Here is a 22,967-nt window from a genome sequence, read left to right on the forward strand (position 1 = left end):
CCCGCCGGCAGGTCGAGGACTTCGCCGAGGCCGAAGGCCGCCGACCGCGCATCCTCGTCGCCAAGATGGGCCAGGACGGCCACGACCGCGGCCAGAAGGTCATCGCCACCGCCTTCGCCGACCTCGGCTTCGACGTCGACGTCGGCCCCCTGTTCCAGACCCCCACCGAGGTCGCCCGCCAGGCCGCCGAAGCCGACGTGCACATCGTCGGCGTCTCCAGCCTCGCCGCCGGACACCTCACCCTCGTGCCCGCGCTGCGCGAGGAACTGGCCGCCATCGGCCGCGACGACATCATGATCGTCGTCGGCGGCGTCATCCCACCCGCCGACTTCGACGCCCTCCGCCAAGCCGGGGCCTCGGCGATCTTCCCGCCCGGAACCGTCATCGCCGACGCCGCCTCCGGACTCCTCCACGAACTCCGAACCCGCCTCGAACACTGATGCCACGGGGGGCGGGGGACGACTTATCCTCCGTGGTCGTCTAAACCTTACGTCCGCGAGCAAGTTCAGAAGTAGGGGCTTTGGAGCTCACACCGGCAAGGAGCACCACGAACGATGAGGTCTTCCCACTTGACGCACTTCGGCGTCCTTGAAGCCGAATCCAACGGGAAATCGCTCAGCGCTGTGACCGGGTGGCACGGAGACCCAGACCCTCGCCAGATCATCCACAACGTCGCGAGCAGCCAGCACCATCCCGCCCGGATTAGGCGGCCGGCTGTCCGGCAAGGATGGCTCCAACGAGGCCCAGGCGGCACGGGACGAGGCGACGAGCCGTTCGTCGAGGTCACCTGGAACGAAGCACTCGATCTCTTGAGCACCGAGCTCCGGCGCGTCTACGACACGCACGGCTCCTCGGGTGTGTACGGCGGCTCATACGGATGGTCAAGCGCCGGGCGGTTCCACCACGGCCAAAGCCAGCTCCATCGATTCCTGAACTGCCTGGGCGGTTATGTCTCTGCCGTCGGGGACTACAGCTACGGCACCTCCGGGGCGCTCCTTCCTCACGTGATCGGTTCGGTCAACGAGATCATGGCGGACGCTACGACTTGGAGCGTCATCCGTGAGCACACCGAGCTGTTCATCTCGTTCGGCGGGCTGTCCGAGAAGAACTCCGCCGTCGGTCCCGGAGGCATCGCCCGGCACGCCACTCGCTCGGAGATCGAGCGCGCACGTGAGGCGGGCTGCCACTTCGTTGACATCACGCCGATCCGCGACGATGCGTTCGCGGAGGCCGACACGGAATGGATCGCGCCACGGCCTGGTTCGGATGCGGCCCTGATGCTGGCGCTCGCCCACAAGCTGGATGCCGAAGGACTCGCCGACCTCGAATTCCTCGAGACGTACGCGGTGGGCTACGACCGCTTCATCGCCTATGTCCGCGGCACCAGCGACGGTCAACCCAAATCTCCTGAGTGGGCATCCAAGATCACCGAGATCCCCACCGACGCGATCGTCGCCCTTGCTCGCAGGATGGCCGAATCCCGCACGATGATCAACGTCAGTTGGTCGATGCAGAGACAAGATCATGGCGAGCAACCCGTGTGGCTCGGCGTCACCCTCGCCGCGATGCTGGGCCAGATCGGCCTGCCAGGCGGCGGGTTCCAGCACGGATACGGTTCGTCCGGCGACGTGGGGCTCGCAAGGAGGGTCACGAGCCCGCCGCGGTTGCCGCAGGGAACGAACCCGGAACGATCTTACATCCCCGTCGCGCGGATCGCGGACATGCTCCTCAACCCCGGCGCCGTCATCCCGTTCAATGGACGAGAGCTCACATTCCCGCACGTGGACCTGGTCTACTGGGTCGGCGGGAACCCCTTCCACCATCACCAAGACCTCACGAAGCTCCGCCGCGCCTTCCAGCGCCCCTCGACGATCGTCGTCCACGAGCAGTTCTGGACGAGCACAGCTCGCAACGCCGATATCGTGCTGCCGGCCACGATGACCATCGAGCGGGATGATTTCGGAGCCGGTCGCAACGATCCGCTGTTCTTCCCGATGCCTGCACTCACCGAACCTGCCGGCGAGGCGCGCGACGACTACGCCATCTTCGGGGCACTCGAAGAACGACTCGGGTTGAACCAAGCATTCACTGAGGGCAGGACCGTCCAGCAGTGGCTCGAGCACCTGTACAGCGAGTGGCGGGAGCGGCTGGCGACGAGAGGCCATACCGTTCCGAGCTTCGAGGAGTTTTGGGACGGCGACTACATCGAGATTCCCGTGCTGGATCCCGGTCAGGTCCTTCATGCGGATTACCGGAACGACCCCGTGAACCACCGACTACGGACGCCATCGGGCCGGATCGAGATTTACTCGGAGAAGATCGACTCCTTCGGCTACGAGGATTGCCCTGGTCACCCCGTTTGGCTCGAACCACGCGAATGGCGCGATCAGCCGTATCCGTTGCACCTGATCTCGAACCAGCCGAAGACGCGACTGCACAGTCAACTCGACATCGGCACCACGAGCAAGCGAGGCAAGCTTCACCGACGTGAACCAGCCCGGATGAACCCCGTCGACGCGGCCGCTCGCAAACTTCAGAACGGTGACGTCGTACGAATCCGAAACGATCGAGGATCGTGCTTGGCTGGGCTCATCATCACCGATGCCATCCGCCCTGGGGTCGTGCAGATCGCGACAGGCGCCTGGTACGACCCCGACCCGTCGGACCCCTCCTTCTGCCGCCACGGCAATCCGAACGTGCTGACCGCAGACAGGCCCTCCTCGAGCCTCTCCCAAGGAACGACCGCCCAGCACGCACTCGTAGAAGTCGAACGATGGGAACGACCACATCCACCCATCACCGTGGACAAGCCGCCGAAGCTCGTCGACAACCGTGCCTGAGTCCCTGCTGTCCTATCTCGCTCCCCAGAATCGCGAGCTAAGAAAGCTAGGAGCAGCCCCGCGCCCTGAAGTCGGCGGGTGTGAGTCCGGTGTGATGGCGGAAGAACCGGCCGAAGTTGGCGGTATCGGTGAAGCCGAGGTGAGAGGCGACCGCCTGAACGCTCCACCTGGAGTGGCCGAGGAGACGGCGCGCTTCGCGCAGTCGCCGCTCATCGATGACCTCCCGCGCACCCGTTCCGGTCGCCGTCCGGGCCGCGCGGCTGAGCGTGCGGACCGAGCAGCCGAGCATCGCCGCGTAGTCGTCGACTCGATGAAACTCGCGGAAGTGCAACTCCACTGCATCCCGGAAGCGCTCGTAGGTGTGATGCCGATCGAGGGCGCTCTTGGTTGCAGTGCCTGGGGTGCTGCTGGAACCGCTTCCAGTGTCAGCCGGAGGCTCCGGGACGCCTGGCGAGTGAGCGAGACGCAGCAGCAAGGCCTCCAGGAGGCTGCAACGCAAGGAGTGGTGCGCCGCGAGTGAACGACGTCCCAGCGCCCGGTGTTCGTCGAGAAGCTGAAACGCCGTCTGCTCCAGCCACGGGACATCGTCACCATGCGGTGCCAGGACGGCAGGGGCGCCGGGCGAGGTGAGGGAGGTCAACAAGCGGGCCGTATCGGGCCGGACCACCTCCGGCTCGAACAGGATGAAGGGCCCTCGGGCGCCGCTGGGCTCGTGCCAGCACTGCACGTGCCCTGCCCGCACCCACAGCCACTGACCTGGATCGACGCGGTGAGTGATGTGATCGACCTCGTGCCGCAGCTCACCTTCGGTGACCAGGATCAGGTAGTGGAAAGTCGCCCGTCCCGGACGGGCGGGATTCCACGGCCAGTCGTCGTGGTGGGCGTAGAAGTCCTCGATCGTGGTCACTTCCAGGCCGTACGGAGTCCCGACCGGTGGCTGGAAGCTGTACAGCGGGACGGAGGCCGCATCAGCACGGGCGACGAAACCGTCCGGACTGGAAAGACGCGGCTTCGAACTCAAGTTCTGTCGCCTGGTGACCATCACGGGTCCGCAGTTTACTGGTTAGGGAGCCTGACGTCAGGAAACAATGGGGAGGACGGACCCGCCAACCCGTCGGACGATGCCATCAGCGGCCAGACCAGGAGGGAGTTGAGGACCTTGGACGGAGCAACCTTGCTGAAGACCGCGGCCGACTGCGCCGACGAGCTGCCCGGGGCCGGCCTGGAGCACCCCTTCGGTGACGACTGGGACGTCTTCAAGGTTCGCGGCAGGGTCTTCATGCTCATGACCGAAGTTCCCGGGCGCCCCGTCGTGATCCTCAAATCGGACCCCGAAGAAGCACTCGCCCTTCGCGAGCAGTACGAGAACATCACCCCCGGCTACCACATGAACAAGAAGCACTGGATCACCGTAGACAGCGCAGACACCCTCGATGAACAGCTGGTCAGGGAGCTGGTGACCGAGTCCTACCGTCTCGTGGTCGCCGGGCTCCCGAAATCCCGGCAGCCCGTCGACCCGCACACCTACGGCCACGGCTTCTGACCTGCGTCATGACCACCAGCGGCGAGCAGCTCCAGAACACTGCGCGCGACACGGCCGTTGCACTGCCGGGTGTCACCGGCGGGCGCCCGTTCACCGAACAGCTCGACGTCTACAAGGTGGCAGGCAAGGTCTTCCTGATCATCACCGACGACCCGAACGAGCTCATCATCACCGTCAAGGCGGAACCGGAGTATGGCCGACTGCTGCAAGATCGGCACACTTCGATCACTCCCGGCCGCTACCTCGACAAACGGCACTGGATCTCCCTGGGAGCTGGCCCGGACATCACCCGGGACCTGATCGCCGAACTCGTCGACGACTCCTACCACCTGGCCCTGGAGACCGTTCCGCAGAAGCAGCGTCCCCGATGAGCATCGACCGCGCGCACGAACCTGGCCATGACGACAACTTGCTCGCACGCACCCATGGATCGTCCATGAAGCACGAAGACCAACTTCCGTCCCTTTTCGACGAGGAAACGCACCGCCCACTGGCCGAAAGACTCCGGCCGCGAAGCCTGCAGGAGGTCGTCGGGCAGGAGCACCTGCTCGCGACCGATGCTCCCGTCGGTCGCATGGTGGAGCAGCGGCGGCTGGTGTCGGCGATCTTGTGGGGTCCGCCAGGGTCCGGGAAGACGACCATCGCTCGGCTCCTGGCGGAACGGACCGATGTGGCCTTCGAGACGCTCTCAGCGACCTTCTCAGGCGTCGCAGATCTCAGGAAGGTCTTCGAAACAGCCCGCCGCAGGCGCGAGGTCGGTCAGGGCACGCTGCTGTTCGTCGACGAAATCCACCGGTTCAACCGTGCCCAGCAGGACGGCTTCTTGCCGTACGTGGAGGACGGCACGGTCGTCCTCGTCGGTGCCACCACCGAAAACCCGAGCTTCGAGCTGAACGGGGCTCTGCTCTCCCGCTGCCGGGTCTTCGTCCTCAAACGCCTTGACACCACCGCGCTCAACTCCTTGATCGAGCGCGCTGAACGACTGACAGATCGGGCGCTGCCGCTGGACGACGACGCCCGTCAGTCACTCGTGGCCATGGCCGATGGTGACGGCCGGTTCCTGCTCAACATGGTGGAGCAACTCCAGGCGCTGTCCGCTGACACAACGCCGCTGGACACAGCCGCGCTCACCGAGCAAGTTCAGCGGCGTGCGCCGCTGTACGACAAAACCCATGAGAGCCACTACAACCTCATCTCGGCGCTGCACAAGTCCATGCGCGGTTTCGACCCCGACGCTGCCCTGAACTGGCTCGCCCGCATGCTCGACGGCGGCGAGGACCCGCTCTACATCGCCCGCCGACTCGTGCGCTTCGCGAATGAAGACATCGGAACGGCCGAGCCGCAGGCGGTGCACCAAGCCCTCGCCGCCTGGGACGTCTACGAACGCCTGGGTTCACCCGAGGGCGAGTTGGCGATCGCACAAGCCGTCGTCCACCTGTCGACAGCGCCTAAATCCATCGCCGTCTATCGAGCTTTCGGCGCTGCACGCCAACGCGCACACCAGACCGGTTCGCTGATGCCACCGATGCACATCCTCAACGCACCCACGCGGCTCATGAAGGACCTCGGTTACGGCGAGGACTACCAGTACGACCCCGACACGCCGGACGGGTTCTCCGGCGCGAACTACTTCCCCGACGGCATGGAACGCGAGACCTACTACCGCCCCGCCGCGAGCGGCCACGAGGAGAACATCCGCCGACGGCTGGACCGTTGGGCGGCCCTGCGCAACCAGGACCGGAACACCGAGACCTGACGAATGCCGCCAGACTCCCTTCGCAACTTCTGCTCGATGCCGCCGAGCAGGAGTTCCTGGCTCCGGTTTGCACCCGCTCTCCGCCGATCGGCCCGGAAGGTACCGTTCGAGCTACTCGTGGCCTGCGTCGAGCTCGAGTGGAGTTCCTCGTCGCCCATCACGCAATCACCCGTGCTTCGTTGGACGGCCGCCGCACAACCTCGGCAGGAACTCCGCTGCCCCAGCTCCACATCAAGACGCTCAACCGCCTGGCAGCTCGTCACCCGATGAAGCCGCGGGTCCGCAGGAAGTGCAGTGCGGCCTCATCCGGTGTCGCACCTTCGAGGTCGACCATCCCGTTGAGTTCGATCATGGTGTCCTCTGTCAGCTCGTGGCCGAGGCGGCGGGCAAGCTCAGCGATCTGCGGGTGCTCACGGGCGACGTCGTTGCGAGTGGTCAGTGCCGCCAGCTGCGTGCTGAACTGCGTTTTCTCATCGTGCAAGACGTGCAGGTTCATCGATTTGATCCGCGCGTCGGTGGTGAACACTTCCGCGAACCTGCAGGGACTGGCCTTGGCGACGTTGACGTAGTTCAGCGCGAAGGCGTTCTGATAGACCTGGGTCGAAGGGAAGCGGACGTCGTAGGCTTCCTGGAACGGTTCCAGTTCGCGATCGAGGAATTCCGAAGCACCGCACAGGGTTGCCTGATCTGGGTGCTGTGCGACGAACTCCTTCAGCTGACCGAGACTGTTGACCTCTCCGGCAGGGCCGGGTGCGTTGCCAGCGCGGGCGATGGCGTACTGGTTGCCGAATCGCGCAGGGCCGAGCCAAGCGATGCCGTTGCGGGAATCCTCACCGGCGGTGGCGTGGAACTGCTCGACATCACCGGGGACGGGCTTGTCGTGTTGCAAGAACTGCGACCAGCCAGTGCCAGCGTATTCCCAGTACATGTCGATCTGACCGCTCTGCAGAGCACTACGGGCGATCGTGGAGCCCGACAGCCCCGTCTGATCGGTGGTCTTGGCTCCGGCCGCGTTTAACGCATAGGCCATGATCTTGCCGAGGATGACCTGCTCGGTGAACTCCTTGGAGCCTACGGTGAAGTGAACTCCCGCGAGATCGAATTCCCGCGCGATCAAGCCACTCGCGAGTTGTTGCTGTTCGGGGACGGTCTGCTCGGTGCTTCCGGAAGCTCCCGAGCATCCGGTCGCTAATACCGCCGCGAGGGCCATCAGCGCCGCGACGCGGCCGGCTCCCAGGCCAAGGCGTTGGAACACGAAGTCACCTCCGAGAAAGGGTGTTTCGGTGAGGAATTTCAGAGTCCTCGCGGGTGCAGGGCCTTCTCCGCAATGCCTGCGAGCCAGTCCACCAGCAGGGCGAGCACGGCGACGAGCACGCTGCCGGTGACGAGAACAAGGTTGCGGCTGGAGTTGATGCCGTTGGAGATGACGTCGCCGAGTCCGCCGGCACCGATGAACGTCGCCAGTGCGACGGTGCCGACGGTGATGACCAGTGCGGTGCGGATGCCGGCGAGCATCACCGGTACCGCCAGCGGGAGCTCAATAGTCCACAGAACGGCGGTCCTGGTCATGCCCATCCCGCGCGCGGACTCGATCACCGAGCGATCCACCTGCTGCAGCCCGGCGATGGTGTTGCGCAGCACCGGCAAGAGGCCGTAGAGCACGAAGGCGATGACGGCGATCTGGTTCACGCCCAGCGTGACGAACGTGACCGCCAGCAGCACGATCAGGCCCAGCGAAGGAACTGCTTGTCCGATGTTGGCCACGGCCAGGATCGGCGCTGCGAGACGTCGCGCCCAGGGTCTCGTCAACAGGACACCGGCAGGGATCGAGAACCCGAGGATGAACACCGTGACGATGCCGGTCAGCACCAGGTGTTTCCAGGTCCGGCTGAGGACGTAATCGGCGTTGAGGCTCCGCTGCTCGATGAGGTCCAGGGGCTGCGCGGAGACGTAGGCGTAGAGGGTCACGAGTACTGCGCCGAGCACGATCGGGGTGAGCAGGTACCGCGCGCCGGCGCGGAGGCCCGTTCCCGCCTCGAACGGCCGATTGCCAGCAAGGGCGACCATCGTTCGACTACACCCCCTGCAGCAGGTCGGACCGGGATTCTCCGGGCAGTTCTGCGTTGATCAGCTCGCGGATCGAGTCCAGTTCGAGCACTCCTCGGTAGCGTCCGTCGTCGCCGACCACCGCCGCGGCGGACGAGTTGAACGACAGCATCTGCGACAGCGCGTCGAACAGGTTGTGCCGAGGTCCGAGCGGGGAGATCAGCGGGATCACCCCGTCCGATTCAGCGGCCGCCTTCCTCGGCAGCCAGCCGCTCGGACGATTCTCGGCGTCGAGCACCAGTAGGAAGTCCTTTGCCGCGCGCTGAGCGACAGCCAGCCGTTGATCACGATCGGCATCGTGGTCGATGGTCGGCCAGTCCGGGATGTCGACGGCGTCGAGTCCGATCAGCGACAGGCGCTTGACCGCCGCACCGGAGCCGAGGAAGTCGCTGACGAAGTCATCGGCGGGTTGGGCCAGGATCCTTTCGGGAGTGTCGTACTGCGCGACCTGGCCTCCCTCCCGGAAGATCGCGATCCGATCGCCCATCTTGATCGCCTCGTCGATGTCGTGGGTGACGAAAACGATCGTTTTGCCCAGCTCGGCATGGATGCGCAGGAATTCGTTCTGCAACGCCTCCCGGTTGAGCGGGTCGATTGCGCCGAACGGCTCGTCCATCAGCATCACGTCCGGATCTCCGCCGAGTGCGCGGGCGACCCCGACCCGTTGCTGCTGGCCGCCGGAGAGCTGCTTGGGGTAGCGGTTGCGGTAGGCCGTCGGTTCCAGGCCGACGAGGTCGAGGAGTTCGTCGACCCGGGCGTCGATGCGTTTAGCGTCCCAGCCGAGCATTCTGGGCACTGTGGCGATGTTGTCGGCGACCGTGCGGTGCGGGAACAGCCCGGTCTGCTGGATCGCGTAGCCGATCTTGCGGCGCAACTGGTCGGGGTTGACCTCGGTGACGTCGGTGCCATCGAGGTGAATGCGTCCCGAGGTGGGTTCGATCAGACGGTTGATCAGCTTCATGGTGGTGGTCTTGCCGCATCCGGAGGGACCGACGAAGACCACGATCTCGCCCGCGGGGATGTCCATGGTCAGCTCCCGCACAGCGGTGGTCTGCTGCCCGGGGTAGCACTTCGTGAGCCGTTCGAGACGGATCATGGCGTTTTCCTGGCTCGGACAGTGGTTGTTCTCAGACACGAAGCCCCCTCGACGTGGTGAGTCGGTTCAGGACGGCGAACGCTGCGTCGAACAGCACCGCGAGCAGCACGATGGCGGCGGCGCCTTCGATGGTCAGGTAGATGGCGAACGGGGTACCCGCTTTGGCGAGCCCGTCGAGGATGAGGTTGCCCAGTCCGGGCCCGTTGACCGCGGCGGCGATGGCGGCGATGCCCAGCAGGAGTTGAGTGGCGACGCGAAGACCGGTGACCACCACCGGCCAGGCCAGTGGGAACTCCACTGTGGCCAGCAGGCGCAAACGGTTCATGCCCATGCCGCGGGCGGATTCGACCACTGCGGGATCGACCTCCCGCAGACCCACGATGGTGTTGCGGATGACCGGCAGGAGTGCGTACAGGGTCAACGCGACGACAGCGGGGGCACTGCCCAATCCGAGTGGTGCGATGAGCAGTCCGAACAACGCGTACGACGGGATGGTCAGCAGCAATCCCGCGACGCCCAGGGTGAAGGTGCGAGGGGTGCCGGTGCGGTACGTCAGTACCGCGACCGGCAGCCCGATCAGCACCGCCAACGCGAGTCCCTCGAGCACGAGCACGGTGTGCGCGATCGTGGCGTCGAGGACTTCCATCCAGTTTCCGGCGAAATACTCGAGGAAAGTCATGGCGGCGCGTTCCGGTCAGCTCACAGGTGCCCGGTCGAAGGCGTTGCTGAAGAACGCGTCCAGTTCCTCGACCAGGTCACGGAAGGTCGGATGATCGTCGAACATCCACTCCGTGTGCCCTGCCCCATCGATGATCTTCAGGTTCTTGGGTTCCTCAGCGTGCTCGTAGAGCGATCGTGCTTCTTCGGGCTTGTGCAGCTCGTTCTGCCCGCCGTGCACGACCAGCAGCGGACGCGGCGCGACGCGGTGCACGAGCGATTCCGGCGAGAACCGCAGCAGCATTTCCGCGGATTCGAGCGTGACACCGGAACCGAATCCTGGTGCGCGGTAGAGCTCCTCCCCCACGTAGCCGTCGGTGCGACCATCGAGATCCAGGCGGACGATGTCCCAGGGCGAGGTGATCTCGGAACGACCGATCTCGGCTCGCCGTCCCCGGTCGGCGGCGACACGCTCCAGCAGGCTGTTCCAGCTCTGCTCGTCGTGCATGTTGCGGGTCGAACGGGTGCCGTCGGCGATGCAGTTGACCGCGGCGACAGCACCGACACGCAGGTCCTCGGCCGCCTCAGCAGCAACGACACCGCCGCCCATGCCCCATCCCAGCAGGCTGATCCGGTCGGCATCGAGCTCATCGACGGTGGACACACGACCGACTGCGGCGCGCACGTCTTCGGCCCATTCCTGCGGGACCAGCCGGCCGCGCTCGCCTTCGCTGAGTCCGAATCCGCGGTAGTCGAACGCCAGCACCGCATAGCCGCGAGGGGTCAGCGCGCGGGCGAACCGTTCCGGGTGGATGACCTTCAGGCCCTGGTAGCCGGAAGCGGGGATCACCACCGGGTACGGGGCGCCGGCACCGCCGTCGTCGGGCAGGTGCAGGTCGGCGTCCAGGCGCAACCCGCTGCTGAAGAACGGAAGAGGGCGGGAGATCACTGATTCCTCCTGTGTTGTGATGCGACCGACTAGCGCTGTGGCCGAGCCGGGGTTTGCGGGCGCGAGGACTCGACCGGGTCGAGTCCGGCCATCGCCCGGGAGATCTGATGAGCGGCTGAGCAGACCATGCGTCCGGTCTTGTCGAGGTCCCGCCCGAAGCGGAACTTCGGGGCCGAGACGTTGAGCGCGGCGCACACGCGGCCCCGAAAGTCGCGGATCGGGGCCGCGGCGGCCACGAGCCCTTCCTCGAACTCCTCGTCCACCAACACATAGCCGCGGGTGCGCGCTCGATGCAGGCGTGCCAGGACGTCCTCCACGTCGCGAGGAGCCTGCGGTCCCGCTGAACCGAACATGGTGTCGGCGAGCAGTTCGCGGATCTCCTCGTCGCTATGGTCGAACAACAACGCCCGACCTGACGAGGTGGTGTGCAGAGGCACAACGCGTCCGACCCAGCCAGCCGTCTGCACGGCGCGCATCGGGCTCTCCGAGAGCACGGTAAGCGCTCCATCGCCGTCGGGCACGGTCAAGTGTGCGCGCTCCTTGGTCGCCGCGACCAGACGACGCAGGATGGCCGGCGCTTCGGCCAGCAGCCGCTGCTGGCCCACGTTCACGGCCATGGTGAAAAGCCGCCAACCGAGGCGGTAGCGCAGGGTGTCCGGGTCCCGTTCCACCAGCCCGGATTCCTCCAGCGCCCGAAGCGCGCGAGAGATCTGGCTCTTCTCACGACCCACCCGGCGGGCGATCTCGACCACGCCGAGACTGCCGCGCTCGGCTGCGTCTTCGGAACCGAGCGTCAACAGAATCGCGAGCGTGCGGTGAACGCTGGACGAACCCTCGACTGACATGCCAAACATGGTGGACAGCACACCGCGTGTTTGACAACGGCTGTTGCTCCAACAGCAACTGTTTCTGTTTTTCCTAGTCAAAGGACTGCGATTGAGGCCGCGGAAACCACGAGGGAACCTGGATCGATCAATCACGTGGGCGCAGCGAGGCCACGCCCTGTCCGCGGGTAACCGGGTGCACTACGGGACGACGAGTGCCTCCGGGAGCTCGGAAGCGCAGGCGCGCAACGCACTGCGGTCAAGCCCTTCACGGGCCAGGACGTCGATGAGTAGCTCGAGAGCCTCCGGGGGCGTGGGCGAATCCGGCTGGCCCGCGTCCGAGGAGAGCACGATGCGGTCCAACCCGACCTCGCGTGCGAACGCAGCCAGCATCGAGGGCGTGCACCCGGTCTGGTGGAGCAGCTGGAACGTGGTGATCTCGGCCAGCGCTCCCTGCTCCGTCAACTCCGCAGCTTCGGCCGACGACATGGCGGGCACCGTGTAACTAGGGTGGGTGAGCAACACGCGCCGTACTCCGCACTCATGCGCGATGGCGAGCAGCCAACGAGCCTCCGCTGTGCTGATGTGCCCGGTCGCCAGCACGGCATCGGCTTCGGCGATCATGCGGCAAATCTCTCCCACCTCGTCGGTTGTGGACCAGTCCACCGGCGCGATGGCGTAGGTGTGCTCCGACAGCCCTGGCTTCATCCCGCACAGGCGCGGCAATCCCGCACTGCGCTGGGTGTGCGAATCCGCAGTCGGCATCCACACCACTCGGCCACCGGCCCCCAGGCACGCGGCCACCGCAGCCGGGTTGACCCCTCCGACGTGCTGATTCAGCGCGATGCCGCCGTAGACCCGGATCGACTGCCCGCGGCCTGCGGCCGCAGCGCGTCCGACGGTCGACTCGTAGTGTCCTTTGAGCACGCAGCCGGTGAAACCGGCCGCCGCGTAGGCCGCGACGACCTCCCGATCATCAGCAAGTCTGGGTGTCACATCCGGTGCGGCATGAACATGCACATCAAACATCCGACCACCTTCTCCCTCCGCGGTTCACCGAAACAACGGGCGTTGCTCCTACAGCAACACCTCTCAACGCAGTGCGTCTCGCAAGACTTCGGCGAGGTGCCGACCGCTGCGGTGGGTGCCTTGGGCGAGTTGGGCACGGCAGGAGAATCCGTCCGCGAGAACCAGGTCCTCGGGCGCGGACGCGCGGACCTTCGGGTACAGCTCCAACTCGGCGCACGCCTGGGAAACATCCCAATGGCCTTTCTCGAAACCGAAGTTGCCCGCCAGACCACAACATCCGGACCCGATGACATCGGTCCGCACACCCAACCGCTGCAGCACCGTGCGGTCCGCTGCGGACCCGGTGGTCGCTTCCTGGTGGCAATGGATCTGCACCACCGCGGCGACGTCCAGCTCTCGGAAGGGCCAGTCGTCCGTGTTCTCGCCGTGCTCCGCGATGAGTTCAGCGAAGGTGACGGTCTGTGCGCTCAATCGCGCAGCTGCCCCGGCGAGCTCGGTGGCCTCGTCCCGCAGCATGACGGTGCACGACGGTTCCAGACCCACGACGCGATACCCGGCGGCAAGCTGCGCGTCGAGCGAACCCAGCGAACGGCGCAGCATCCGCTGCGCCACGCTCAACTGCCCCGTGGAATGCCAGGTGAGCCCGCAGCAGACCGAGCCCGTCGGGAGTTCAACCCGGTAGCCGAGCGCCTCGAGCACCTCCACCGCCGCCTTCCCGACTTCGGGCGCGAGGTAGTTAGTGAAGGTGTCCGGCCACAGCACCACCGTTGAGTTTGGATCACCGGCCGTCGCCGCCTGGCCAGGCTGCCGCGGCCGGCGTGCGAACCACGTCTCGAAGGACTGCTCGGCGAATCTGATCATGTCGCGATGCGGGTCGATGCCTCCCAGGCTTTTCAGGAGTGCGGCCGGCGCCGGGCGCGTGGTGATCGCGTTGACGAGGCGCGGGATCCGCGCGGCGATCCGTGACCACAGCGGCAACCATCCCATCGAGTAGTGCGCTGCAGGACGGAGACGCCGCCGGTAATGGTGGTGCAAGAACTCGGCCTTGTAGGTCGCCATGTCGACGTTGACCGGGCAGTCGTTGCGGCAGGCTTTGCAGGACAAGCACAGGTCCAGGGCGTCGCGGACCTCAGTGGACCGCCACCCGTCAGGGATCGATTCGCCTCGCAGCATCTCCGACAGCGCTCGGGCCCTGCCCCGGGTCGACTGCACCTCATCGCGCGTGACCTTGTACGACGGGCACATCGCCCCGGCGGAGGTCTGCCTGCACTTGCCCACTCCGACACACCTGTGCACGGCCGAGGCGAACGACCCGCCGTCCTGGTGGAGCGCGTGCACAGGCGTGAGGTCGAGGCGATCGTGCCCAGGACCGGGTCGCACGTTGGCGTCCAGCGGTTCCGGATCGACGATCACACCCGGGTTGAACAGGTTCTCCGGATCGAAGACGCCCTTGAACGCGCTGAAAGCCGCGACCGCCTCCGTCGAGTACATCCTGGACAACAGCTCCGACCGAGCACGGCCATCACCGTGTTCACCGGAAATCGAGCCTCCGTGACGCGCGACCAGGATCGCGGCCGACTCTACGAACGCCCGGTAGTCGTCCAGCCCACGCCGGGAGCTGAGATCCCAGTCGGTGCGCAGGTGCAGACAGCCCTCACCGAAGTGCCCGTAGGAGACACCGCGCCGCCCGTGATCGTCCATGAGGGCGCGCAACTCCCGCAGGTAAGCGCCGAAGTTCTCCGGCGGGACTGCGGAGTCCTCCCAGCCTGGCCAGGCCTCGCCCCCGTCAGCGAGGCGAGTGACGATGCCCGCGCCCTCCTCACGAATCCGCCACAACCCGCGCATCCCGGCGACGTCGGTGATCACCTGCGCGGTGGCGCCCGGGACCGATTCGGCCAACGCCTTGGCGGCGTCGGTCGCTTCGTCAGCGGTGGCACCGCCGACCTCGCAGTACAACCACGCCTGGCCCGACGGGAGTTCAGCACCTGCTTCGGACCGCCCAGGCCTGGTGCGCAACGCTGCCACCAGCGCGGCATCCATGCCCTCGACGGTGAGGGCGCCGGCCTTCGCCAGCAGCGGAGCGCAGTCAGCAGCCTGGTGAACGTCGTCGAACCCGAGCACCAGAAGTACCCGGGCCGCAGGTGTTTCGACCAGCTGCACCGTTGCCGATAGGACCACGCCGCAGGTGCTTTCGGTACCGACGAGCGCCTTGGCCACGTCGAACCCCCGTTCCGGGAGCAGGTGGGCGAGGCCGTATCCGGAAACCTGCCGGCTGAAGCGGCCCAGTTCGGTGCGCACAGTGGCCAGGTTGGCGTCGCGCAACCTCAGGAGTTCGGCGTCCACGCCCGGATCACCGCTGGTTCCTCGGCGCGCATCCAGCCGGCGGCCATCGGGGAGCAACATCCGCAGCGCCTGCACGTTGTCGGCGGTGGTCCCCCAGGCCACGGAATGCGAACCGCAGGCATTGTTGCCGATCATTCCGCCCAACGTGCAGCGCGAATGCGTCGAGGGGTCGGGGCCGAAGGTCAGTCCATGAGCGCTGGCCGCGACGCGCAGGTCGTCCAAGATCACGCCGGGCTCGACGACAGCGCTCCGAGTGTCCGGGGCGAGATGCTGGATTGCGTTCATGTGGCGAGAGAAGTCGATCACTAAGCCTGGACTCACCGCGTTTCCCGCGACCGAAGTCCCGCCCCCGCGCGCGGTGACCGGTACCCCGAGCTCCCGTGCGATGTCGGTGGCAGCGACAACCTCCTCGGCGTCCCGCGGCTCGAGCACCGCCGCGGGCATCTGTCGATAGATCGAAGCATCAGAGCTGTAGGCCGCACGGCTGGTCAGATCGATCCGAGCCGCGCGCGGCAGCGCGGCGGACAGGTGCCGGCGGAACTCATCGTCAACGTGGCGGGTCGTGCGGTCGGATGGTGTCTTCGCGGGCACGTCTGTCAACCTTCCGAAGTTGCATGCAAGAGTAGCATGCAACATGCCAGTGCAGCCGTCGCAGCGCAAGGGGCGGATAGGCTGTGGGCTGACCGACGGCCGCTGTCGAGGCGCGAACAATCGCGATCGAGGAGATACCTTCGCTATGGAGCAGGTCCGCGATGAGCCCAGCAAGACCGACCGCCTCGCAACGATGATCCGTGACGCGATCAGGCAGGGTGAACTCGCTCAGGGAGCGCTGTACTCGGCGCAGGAACTCGCCGAACGGTTCAACGTCTCGCGGACGCCGGTTCGCGAAGCACTGCTGCGCCTCGCCGACGCAGGCTTGGTCAGCATTCAGCGCAACCGCGGAGTCCGGGTGCGGACCAACACCGAGCACGATATCGCGGAGATTCTCACCCTCCGGCTCCTGCTGGAACCGCCCGCGACGCGTCGAGCCGCGCAGCGGCTCACCGATACCGGGCGCGAGGAACTCTCCGCCGCGCTCGCGCGGATGCGCGCCGACGTCGGGGATCTCGATGCCTTCTTCGCCGCCGACCGCGCATTCCACGACGTCGTCCTGCGGGAGAGCGGCAACGAACGTCTCGCCTCGTACGTCACGGGCTTGCGCGACGCCCTGTCCTTGCACGGGCGCCGCAGCATCCCGACCGTGCGCTCACCCGAACAAGTCATCGCCGAACACACCGAGATCGCGGAAGCGGTGCTCTCCGGGGATGCCACCGCCGCAGAGGCAGCGATGCGGACTCACCTCCTCAGCACCGCAGCGCTGCTCTCCTCGCCCCACTCCACCGCCGACCCGGAATGGCTCACGTGGCTGCCCCAGGTCGACTGACGAGCTGGCATCGACTTGAACCGCGCCGCGTTGGTCACTCGGGGTCTGAGGAACATCCGTGTCGGATCGTGCGCTAAGCCCTCGTCGTCCCTGGTCGCTGATCGAGGCGGTGCTGGCTTCGGCCGGTTCGTGAAGTCATCCCACAGATGACGCTCTATTATCTGCGGTATCGATGATCGCGTCCTGGGGAACATCACCGCAGAGGCGTGTAAAGAAACCCTGTTATCTGTGGCAAGGGAGAACGCGAGTGTCCACCGTCGTCGCGCTGCCGACGAACCCCTCGGCGTTGACCGTCGGCCGGGTGGCCGAGCTGTTCCTCGATTCGCTGGCGAACCCGAACACGCTCCGCGGCTACGCCACGGCGGTCGGCAAGACCGCTGCGAAGCTCGGCGAGGACCGGCCGCTGGCGACGGTGACCGACGACGAGGTCGGCGAGGCCCTGGAATCGCTGTGGGGTCAGGCGGCGGTGGGTACTTGGAACGCGCGCCGTGCGGCGGTGGGTTCGTGGTTGTCCTGGTGCCGGGAACGGCACGAGGCCCCGGCCGTGCCGAGGTGGTGCAAGCGCCTTGCGTACTGGGACGCCGGCACCGCCCGGCTGCTGCCTCGGCTGCTCAAGGGCCGCTGCGGGGGCCCGGTGTTCACCACTCACCGGCGTCCCGGCCCCGGCAAGGTCCTCGGTCCCCGCGACACCTGCCCGGACACCGGGCTCGCCCGGCTGTCCTACGGTCAGGCCCGGGCCCTGCTCGACGCCCACACCGCGCACCGGGGCCCGGGCACCGGGTGGGACCTGCACGAGTTTCGGCATTCCGCGCTGACCCACCTTGGCGAGGCCGGTGCGTCGTTGTTGCTGTTGATGGCGAAGTCCCGGCACAAGAAACCGGAGAACGTCCGCCGCTACTTCAAACCCTCCGACCAAGCGCTGGCCGAGATCACCGGCCTGCTGGCACCCGGCGACAGCCGCCGGTGAAGAGGATCCACCTTACCCAATTCCGCTGAGCTGCTCAGACAGCCTGGGCGGTGGGCAGGATGGTGATCTCGGTGAGGTTGACGTGTCGGGGCATTGAGGCGATGAATGCGACGGTTTCGGCGACGTCGGCCGGGCTGAGGACGTCGATGCCGTGGATCAGGTCGGCCATCAGCTTGCTGGCGTCGGGGTCGGTGACGTGGTCGGGCAACTCGGTGTCGACCATGCCCGGTTCGATCGTGGCCACCCGTACCATCTTGCGGCCCAGCTCGACGCGGAGTAGCCGGGTGAGCTGGCTGATATAGGCCTTGGTACCAGAGTAGATCGAGAATTTTTCCAGGACCCGGGTTGCCGCAATCGAGGACGTGGTGATCAGGTCAGCGGGGCCGCCCGCCACGGCGGCGTCGGTGAGGTGGGGCACGAATGCGCCGATGACGTTCATGACGCCGGTGATGTTGAGGTCGATCTGGCGTTGCCAGTCGTCGACCTGCAGGTCCTCGATCGGGGAGATCAGCTGGACGCCGGCGTTGTTGAACACCAAGTCCACTCGGCCGAGCTGGTCGGTGATCTGCTCAGCGGCGGCGGTGACAGCATCCCGGTCGGTGACGTCGAGCGGGACGGCCAGCGCGGTTCCGCCCGCAGCGGCGATGCGGGCCACGAGGGCGTCGAGGTTGTCGTTGCGGCGGGCGGCCACGGCGACCTTGGCGCCCAGTGCTGCCAGCCGTTCCGCGGTGGCTTCCCCGATGCCGCTGGAGGCGCCGGTGACGACCGCGACACGGCCGGCTAGCGGGCTGGTGGTGATGGCTGCTGACATGTTTGCTTGTCCGTTCGAAGTCGGGCACAGGTTTTGCGGCACCAACACAACCAGCCGGCAAGCCCACAGGGTGGCCCGAACAGGGCCGTGCGTATCGGGGGACAAGATGGGCCACCTTCGCCGCGCGTGCCCGGGACGCTGACGGGCAGACTGGGTTGGTATGAACGCCATGGACAGCTCGGAGCTCGCGGAGTTCCTGAGCACCTGCCGCGCGCGGGTGAGCCCGGACCAGGTCGGTCTGGAGCCGGAGTCCGCACGCCGCCGTGTGCCGGGTCTGCGGCGGGAGGAGCTGGCGCGGCTGGCAGGGGTCAGCGTGGACTACTACACGCGGCTGGAGCAGGGCCGCAGCCGCAGCGCCTCAGCCGAGGTGCTGGATGCGCTGGCGGTGGCGCTGCGGCTTGACGAGGCCGAGCGTCAGCACCTGTTCAACCTCGCCCGTCCTGAACCCGCGAAGCGCAAACGCCGCGCCCGCCCGCAGCGGGTGGACCCCGCAACCCTGCGGCTGATCGAGACGCTGGATGAGGTGTACTGCCCGGCTTTCGTGTTGGGCCGGCGGCTGGACGTGCTGGCGCACAATCGGCTGGCCGGCGCGTTGATCACCGAGTTCCGCGCGCTGCCCGCACCGCAACGCAACCAGGCCAGGTTTGTGTTCTTCGACCCGCACGCTCGCGAGCTCTACGCCGACTGGGCGACCGTCGCGGCGGACACGGTGGCGATGCTACGGCTGGACGCCGGACGTTACCCGGACGACCCACAGCTGTCCGCCATGATCGGAGAGCTGTCGATCCACTCCGAGGAGTTCCGCAGGTGGTGGTCGGACCATAAGGTGCATCAACGCACGACTGGAACGAAGGCCTACCGCCACCCGCTGGTCGGTGACCTCACCGTCGAATACCAAGCCCTGCATCCCGCCGGCGACACGGATCAGACCCTGTTCGTCTACACGACGCAACCGGGCTCGGCCTCGGAAACCTCGTTGCGGCTGCTGGCCCACTGGCACGACCAGGAACGCCACGACATCCCGATCGAAACCCACTGACACCCCACCAGGGCCCGCTCCCCCCAACCGGAGCGGGCCTTTTTGCTGTGTGAGCACCGAGGGTGGCCCTGTCTGTCCCCCGATAACCAAGGCCTTCTTCGGCCCCCATTTCCTGGCCATCGGTTGGTTGAGTGACAGAGGTGAGCGGTGAAAACAGCTCACACGGAAATCCAGAAAGGACTGTCATGTCGACTTGGTTCATTACCGGCGCCGCCCGCGGCTTCGGCGCCGAAATCGCTCGCACGGCGCTGGCCGGCGGCGACAACGTCGCGGTCGCGGTACGCAACCCGGACCGGATCCCGGACGATCTTCGAAACTCCGAGCGCGTGTTCGCTGTCGCGCTGGATGTGACCCGCATCGAGGACATCCCGGCCGCGGTGCAGTCCGTGGTCGACCGTTTCGGTGGCATCGACGTGCTGGTGAACAACGCAGGCCGAGGCCTGCTCGGCGCGCTGGAGGAGATCACCGACCCCGAGGCCCGGTCGCTGTTCGACCTCAACGTCTTCGGTCTGATCAACGTCACCCGCGCGGTGCTGCCGGTCATGCGGGCCCAGGGCAGCGGCAAGCTGGTGCACATCGGTTCCCGCTCCGGCTACGAGGGCGAGCCCGGCGTGAGCATGTACAGCGCGTCGAAGTTCGCCGTTGCGGGTATCAGCGAGGCCCTGTCGGTGGAGATGGCTCCGTTCGGGGTGCAGAGCATGGTGGTCGAGCCCGGCGTGTTCCGCACCGACTTCCTCGACCAGACCTCACTGTCTCTGCCGGCGAATCGCATCGCCGCCTACGACGGCACCCCCGCGCACACCACCCTGGACTGGGTCGGCGAGGCCAACCACACCCAGCTCGGCGACCCGATCAGGGGCGCGGCCCTGATCTACGAGGTCACCAGCCAGGACAAGCTGCCCACGCACCTGCCGCTGGGACGGGACGCCATCGAACGGCTGCACGTCAAGATCGACCAGCTGCACGACGACCTGGCACCCTGGCGGGAGAAGTCCGCTGCCACCGCCCACGCCGCGTGAACGCACGAGGACCCATCCCCAGTGAAACGATCCGGCTCGCCGAAGCTCCTCCATGGGACTGATTGTTCGAACAGATCCACGAGAGATCGCCTAATTTCCGTACGGGTGTGCCCGCGCCTTCTGGCGCGGGCACACCCGTACGGGCTCGATCTCAACCTCGTCAGGCCTCGCCGGGTCGCGCAGTGGGCGCAGCCCGCCCGCGAGTTCAGGGGTGAGGAAGGAGTAGCGGCCGAGCATGTTGATGTGGTGGCGCACGAACGGTGAGAGTCGTGCGGCGTCTTCGTCGCGGACCTCGTAGCCACCCGCCCGGAGTTCGGTGATCGCGGCGTCGAGGCAACGGGTGTTAAACAGCACGATCGCGTTGAGCACGAGGCCCAGGGCGCCGAGTTGGTCTCCCATGCCTTCGTAGTAGCCCTGGCGTAGTTCGCCGCGCTGGCCGTGGAAGATCCGCCGAGCCAGCGCGTGGCGGCCCTCTTGCAGGTTGGCCTGGGCTTTGATGTCGCGGCGGTAGCTGGTGTCGTCGACCATGCGCAGCACGTGCAGGGTCTTGTGGATCCGCCCGTAGTGCGCGATGGCCTCACCCAGCGGGGTGGGATGGCCGTCGCGGGAGAGCATCCGGATCACATCGTGCGCGCGGACAGCGCCGGTGTGGATGGAGGCGGTGACCCGCAGGATGTCCTCCCAGTTCCGCCGCACCCGTTCCAGGTCGATGCGGCCGCGGGCGGCGGTGGTGAACGGGCCGTAGTCCGCCTTGGTGTCGATGCGCCAGAGCTTCTGATCCGGCAGGTCGGCCAGCTGCGGGGCGTAGGAGAACCCCGCCAAAGTCAGGAGTCCGAAGACGATGTCGCTGTACGAGGCGGTATCTGTCACGATCATCTGCGGCTTCTGCCCGCCGTCGCGGTCATAGAGCACGTCCAGCACGTGCAGGGAGTCGCGTGGAGTGCCGGCGACGACTTTCCCGGCGAGACCGGCGGCCTGGTCATTGACCATGTTCAGCCACGTTGCGCCCCGTTTCTGGCCCCAGTAATGGGGATTGTGGCGGGCGTTAATCGTCTGCACCGGCACGACGAACCGCATCCCGTCCACGCTGGCCACATGCCCGCCACCCCAGAGCTGGGCCAGGTCGATGTTCGCCTGGTGCTCGATGAGGGCGGCGTTGGCGGCTTTGAGGGTGTCCATTCGCAGGTAGGTGGCGTCGACGTGGGCGAGCCGGTCACGGGTCAGCGCGGGCACGCTGTGCTTGATGACCGGGGTCCAGCCGATGTTGCACGCCTCTGACACCAGCAGTGCGGCGATGGTGATGTGCAGGTCCGCGAGGCGGGCTTCGCCGCCGGTGATCGAGGTGAACGCCTGGTCGGCGCCGGTCCAGGCGAACACCTCCAGCAACACCTCCGGGAGATCGACGCGGGGCAGCATCCGGTTGGTCAGCACCCGCAGGTTCTCCAGGCTCGGCGGCTCTGCCTCCGCCGGGAGCGCCGCGAGGTGCAGGCGGCCCGCGTCGTCGAAGCGGACCGCGGTGTTGTCCGGAAGCCCAGCGGTGACCTCGCGGAAAGTGGCGTTCAGCAGGTCGGCGCGTTCGTCCAGGTGATCGTCGGGGTCGGGTGGCAGGCCGAGGCTGGAAAGCACCACCGGCTTTGCCGTGATCCACGCACTGCCCGCCAGCAACTTGGCGCGGGGGTCGCCCCACTTGCTGGAGTTGACCGCGAAGATGTCCCGGCCGCGCAGGCAGCGGTGGAACTGTTCCAGCACGCAGAAGGTGTAGGCGCGCCAGTCCACCGTGCCTGGCTCCAGCTCCGGGGCGTGCAGCACCAGACGGCGCCACGAGCCGATGAGCAGCTGCTCGTCGATCTCCGAGCGGGCGACCTTGTTACGGCCTCCGCCCCACAACTTCGGCAGATCCCGCAGCGCCGCCAGCACTTGCTGCCCGTCCGGGGCGGCGTCGAAACGGATCACCTCGCACAACAGCGGCAGGAACGGCCGCACCGTGGCGAACCGCTTGACCAGCTCCGCCCGCGACGCCTCGTCAGCGTCGGAGCCCGGCAGGCCGGCCAGCTCGACCACCGCAGTCAGCGCGTCGGCGAGCTCGGAGCGAGGCACCACAGCCTCGATCTCGGCCCATACCTGCGCCAAACTGACCGGCTCCACGGTGTCGCCGTCGTCAGCGGCCTGTTCAGCGAGGTCATCGTGTGCGCCGGTGATCTCCAGTAACACCTCCAGCGCGGCGGCCAGTTTCGCCGATGCCTTCCCGAGCCGGGGTAGGGTGCGCAGTTTCTCCTTGGCCGATTCTCGCTCCGCTCGGGCCAGCAGTTTCGAGGCGATCAGCACGTCCAGCAGGTCCAGGGCGTCATCGAGCGCCCTCGTTTGCAGGTAGGCCACCGTGGCCAACAGCGTTGCCGCCCGCCGGGAGTCGCCGTGGCGGCGCAGCAGGGTGGCCTAGGTGTGATGTCCGGGGAGGTTGGTCAGTCGGGTGACTGGCGGTGTGCCTCCGATGGCGGAGTGGGGGCGGTGGTGATTGTAGAAGTGGATCCAGGCTGGCAGGGCGGTGTTGCGTTGCTGGGTTGATTC

At 66.8% G+C, this 22,967-nt stretch carries 21 protein-coding genes; 9 read left to right on the plus strand and 12 right to left on the minus strand.

The window, feature by feature from the left end; genetic code table 11:
• Positions 1-440: cobalamin-dependent protein (locus tag E1202_RS28920; protein WP_207918975.1), on the plus strand; the 440-nt coding region annotated here is incomplete at its 5' end.
• Between the two features lie 114 nt (positions 441-554).
• Positions 555-2,840, plus strand: a complete 2,286-nt coding sequence (locus E1202_RS28925; protein WP_132686495.1) for a molybdopterin guanine dinucleotide-containing S/N-oxide reductase — start codon at positions 555-557, stop codon at positions 2,838-2,840.
• Between the two features lie 46 nt (positions 2,841-2,886).
• On the opposite strand, the gene E1202_RS28930 is transcribed toward E1202_RS28925, so the two are convergent.
• Positions 2,887-3,882: a helix-turn-helix domain-containing protein gene (locus tag E1202_RS28930; protein WP_132686507.1), complete on the minus strand. Its 996-nt coding sequence runs from the start codon at positions 3,880-3,882 to the stop codon at positions 2,887-2,889.
• 132 nt (positions 3,883-4,014) lie between these two features.
• Between E1202_RS28930 and E1202_RS28935 the strand changes: the two genes are divergently transcribed.
• Genes E1202_RS28935 through E1202_RS28945 form a run of 3 tightly spaced genes read left to right on the plus strand, consistent with a single transcriptional unit; the run spans position 4,015 to position 6,139 of the window.
• Entirely contained in the window at positions 4,015-4,383 is a 369-nt protein-coding gene (locus tag E1202_RS28935) for an MmcQ/YjbR family DNA-binding protein (protein ID WP_235879088.1), read from the plus strand.
• An 8-nt stretch (positions 4,384-4,391) separates the two neighbouring features.
• Positions 4,392-4,754 (plus strand): MmcQ/YjbR family DNA-binding protein, encoded by a 363-nt coding sequence (locus tag E1202_RS28940; protein WP_132686497.1) that lies wholly within the window; start codon positions 4,392-4,394, stop codon positions 4,752-4,754.
• Positions 4,751-6,139, plus strand: a complete 1,389-nt coding sequence (locus tag E1202_RS28945; protein ID WP_235879089.1) for a replication-associated recombination protein A — start codon at positions 4,751-4,753, stop codon at positions 6,137-6,139. The genes E1202_RS28940 and E1202_RS28945 overlap by 4 nt, the downstream gene beginning before the upstream one ends.
• A gap of 259 nt (positions 6,140-6,398) precedes the next feature.
• On the opposite strand, the gene E1202_RS28950 is transcribed toward E1202_RS28945, so the two are convergent.
• The 8 genes from E1202_RS28950 to E1202_RS28985 form a co-directional block, all read right to left on the minus strand.
• Complete coding sequence (locus tag E1202_RS28950; protein WP_207918976.1) at positions 6,399-7,394, minus strand: glycine betaine ABC transporter substrate-binding protein; 996 nt, start codon at positions 7,392-7,394, stop codon at positions 6,399-6,401.
• 38 nt (positions 7,395-7,432) lie between these two features.
• Positions 7,433-8,206, minus strand: coding sequence for an ABC transporter permease (locus E1202_RS28955; protein WP_132686498.1), 774 nt, complete (start codon positions 8,204-8,206; stop codon positions 7,433-7,435).
• Positions 8,207-8,213: 7 nt separating this feature from the next.
• Positions 8,214-9,341: an ABC transporter ATP-binding protein gene (locus tag E1202_RS28960; RefSeq protein WP_132686499.1), complete on the minus strand. Its 1,128-nt coding sequence runs from the start codon at positions 9,339-9,341 to the stop codon at positions 8,214-8,216.
• Between the two features lie 31 nt (positions 9,342-9,372).
• On the minus strand, positions 9,373-10,020 hold the full coding sequence (locus tag E1202_RS28965) for an ABC transporter permease (RefSeq protein WP_132686500.1): 648 nt from the start codon (positions 10,018-10,020) through the stop codon (positions 9,373-9,375).
• Positions 10,021-10,035: 15 nt separating this feature from the next.
• Positions 10,036-10,947, minus strand: coding sequence for an alpha/beta hydrolase (locus tag E1202_RS28970; RefSeq protein ID WP_132686501.1), 912 nt, complete (start codon positions 10,945-10,947; stop codon positions 10,036-10,038).
• Positions 10,948-10,976: 29 nt separating this feature from the next.
• Positions 10,977-11,792 (minus strand): IclR family transcriptional regulator, encoded by an 816-nt coding sequence (locus E1202_RS28975; RefSeq protein WP_132686502.1) that lies wholly within the window; start codon positions 11,790-11,792, stop codon positions 10,977-10,979.
• Between the two features lie 180 nt (positions 11,793-11,972).
• Positions 11,973-12,800 carry a DUF6282 family protein gene (locus E1202_RS28980; protein ID WP_132686503.1) on the minus strand — a complete coding sequence of 276 codons (828 nt, stop codon included), beginning with the start codon at positions 12,798-12,800 and terminating at the stop codon, positions 11,973-11,975.
• 63 nt (positions 12,801-12,863) lie between these two features.
• Positions 12,864-15,803 carry an FAD-binding and (Fe-S)-binding domain-containing protein gene (locus E1202_RS28985; RefSeq protein WP_235879090.1) on the minus strand — a complete coding sequence of 980 codons (2,940 nt, stop codon included), beginning with the start codon at positions 15,801-15,803 and terminating at the stop codon, positions 12,864-12,866.
• Here E1202_RS28985 and E1202_RS28990 point away from each other — a divergent pair.
• Positions 15,778-16,566, plus strand: coding sequence for a GntR family transcriptional regulator (locus E1202_RS28990; protein WP_132686504.1), 789 nt, complete (start codon positions 15,778-15,780; stop codon positions 16,564-16,566). The two genes, E1202_RS28985 and E1202_RS28990, sit on opposite strands and share 26 nt — an antisense overlap.
• 247 nt (positions 16,567-16,813) lie before the next feature.
• Positions 16,814-17,533: a site-specific integrase gene (locus tag E1202_RS28995; protein ID WP_132686505.1), complete on the plus strand. Its 720-nt coding sequence runs from the start codon at positions 16,814-16,816 to the stop codon at positions 17,531-17,533.
• A gap of 34 nt (positions 17,534-17,567) precedes the next feature.
• Here the strand turns inward: E1202_RS28995 and E1202_RS29000 are convergent, their stop codons facing one another.
• A complete protein-coding gene (locus tag E1202_RS29000) occupies positions 17,568-18,449 on the minus strand; it encodes an SDR family oxidoreductase (protein ID WP_235879091.1) in 882 nt (293 codons plus the stop codon).
• Positions 18,450-18,513: 64 nt separating this feature from the next.
• On the opposite strand from E1202_RS29000, the gene E1202_RS29005 reads away from it, so the two are divergent.
• Together E1202_RS29005 and E1202_RS29010 are read left to right on the plus strand one after the other, a co-directional pair.
• Positions 18,514-19,383 carry a helix-turn-helix transcriptional regulator gene (locus E1202_RS29005; RefSeq protein ID WP_132686512.1) on the plus strand — a complete coding sequence of 290 codons (870 nt, stop codon included), beginning with the start codon at positions 18,514-18,516 and terminating at the stop codon, positions 19,381-19,383.
• A 185-nt stretch (positions 19,384-19,568) separates the two neighbouring features.
• Positions 19,569-20,402 (plus strand): SDR family oxidoreductase, encoded by an 834-nt coding sequence (locus tag E1202_RS29010; RefSeq protein ID WP_132686506.1) that lies wholly within the window; start codon positions 19,569-19,571, stop codon positions 20,400-20,402.
• Between the two features lie 90 nt (positions 20,403-20,492).
• Here the strand turns inward: E1202_RS29010 and E1202_RS29015 are convergent, their stop codons facing one another.
• Positions 20,493-22,829: a Tn3 family transposase gene (locus E1202_RS29015; RefSeq protein WP_328591030.1), complete on the minus strand. Its 2,337-nt coding sequence runs from the start codon at positions 22,827-22,829 to the stop codon at positions 20,493-20,495.
• Positions 22,830-22,835: 6 nt separating this feature from the next.
• Positions 22,836-22,967, minus strand: a 132-nt coding sequence (locus E1202_RS29020; RefSeq protein ID WP_165944024.1) for an integrase core domain-containing protein, incomplete at its 5' end; no start/stop codon positions are given.

Origin of the sequence: Saccharopolyspora karakumensis (assembly GCF_004349225.1) — a bacterium.
Taxonomy (GTDB): domain Bacteria; phylum Actinomycetota; class Actinomycetes; order Mycobacteriales; family Pseudonocardiaceae; genus Saccharopolyspora; species Saccharopolyspora endophytica.

Excerpts from the sequence above, each read along its gene's own strand:
- E1202_RS28980 (WP_132686503.1), bottom strand. The coding sequence starts at position 12,800 with ATGTTTGATGTGCATGTTCATGCCGCACCGGATGTGACACCCAGACTT.
- E1202_RS28960 (WP_132686499.1), bottom strand. The coding sequence starts at position 9,341 with ATGATCCGTCTCGAACGGCTCACGAAGTGCTACCCCGGGCAGCAGACC.
- E1202_RS28955 (WP_132686498.1), bottom strand. The coding sequence starts at position 8,206 with ATGGTCGCCCTTGCTGGCAATCGGCCGTTCGAGGCGGGAACGGGCCTC.
- E1202_RS28930 (WP_132686507.1), bottom strand. The coding sequence starts at position 3,882 with ATGGTCACCAGGCGACAGAACTTGAGTTCGAAGCCGCGTCTTTCCAGT.
- E1202_RS28940 (WP_132686497.1), top strand. The coding sequence starts at position 4,392 with ATGACCACCAGCGGCGAGCAGCTCCAGAACACTGCGCGCGACACGGCC.
- E1202_RS28945 (WP_235879089.1), top strand. The coding sequence starts at position 4,751 with ATGAGCATCGACCGCGCGCACGAACCTGGCCATGACGACAACTTGCTC.
- E1202_RS28925 (WP_132686495.1), top strand. The coding sequence starts at position 555 with ATGAGGTCTTCCCACTTGACGCACTTCGGCGTCCTTGAAGCCGAATCC.
- E1202_RS28965 (WP_132686500.1), bottom strand. The coding sequence starts at position 10,020 with ATGACTTTCCTCGAGTATTTCGCCGGAAACTGGATGGAAGTCCTCGAC.
- E1202_RS29010 (WP_132686506.1), top strand. The coding sequence starts at position 19,569 with ATGTCGACTTGGTTCATTACCGGCGCCGCCCGCGGCTTCGGCGCCGAA.
- E1202_RS29005 (WP_132686512.1), top strand. The coding sequence starts at position 18,514 with ATGGACAGCTCGGAGCTCGCGGAGTTCCTGAGCACCTGCCGCGCGCGG.
- E1202_RS28975 (WP_132686502.1), bottom strand. The coding sequence starts at position 11,792 with ATGTCAGTCGAGGGTTCGTCCAGCGTTCACCGCACGCTCGCGATTCTG.
- E1202_RS28990 (WP_132686504.1), top strand. The coding sequence starts at position 15,778 with ATGCCAGTGCAGCCGTCGCAGCGCAAGGGGCGGATAGGCTGTGGGCTG.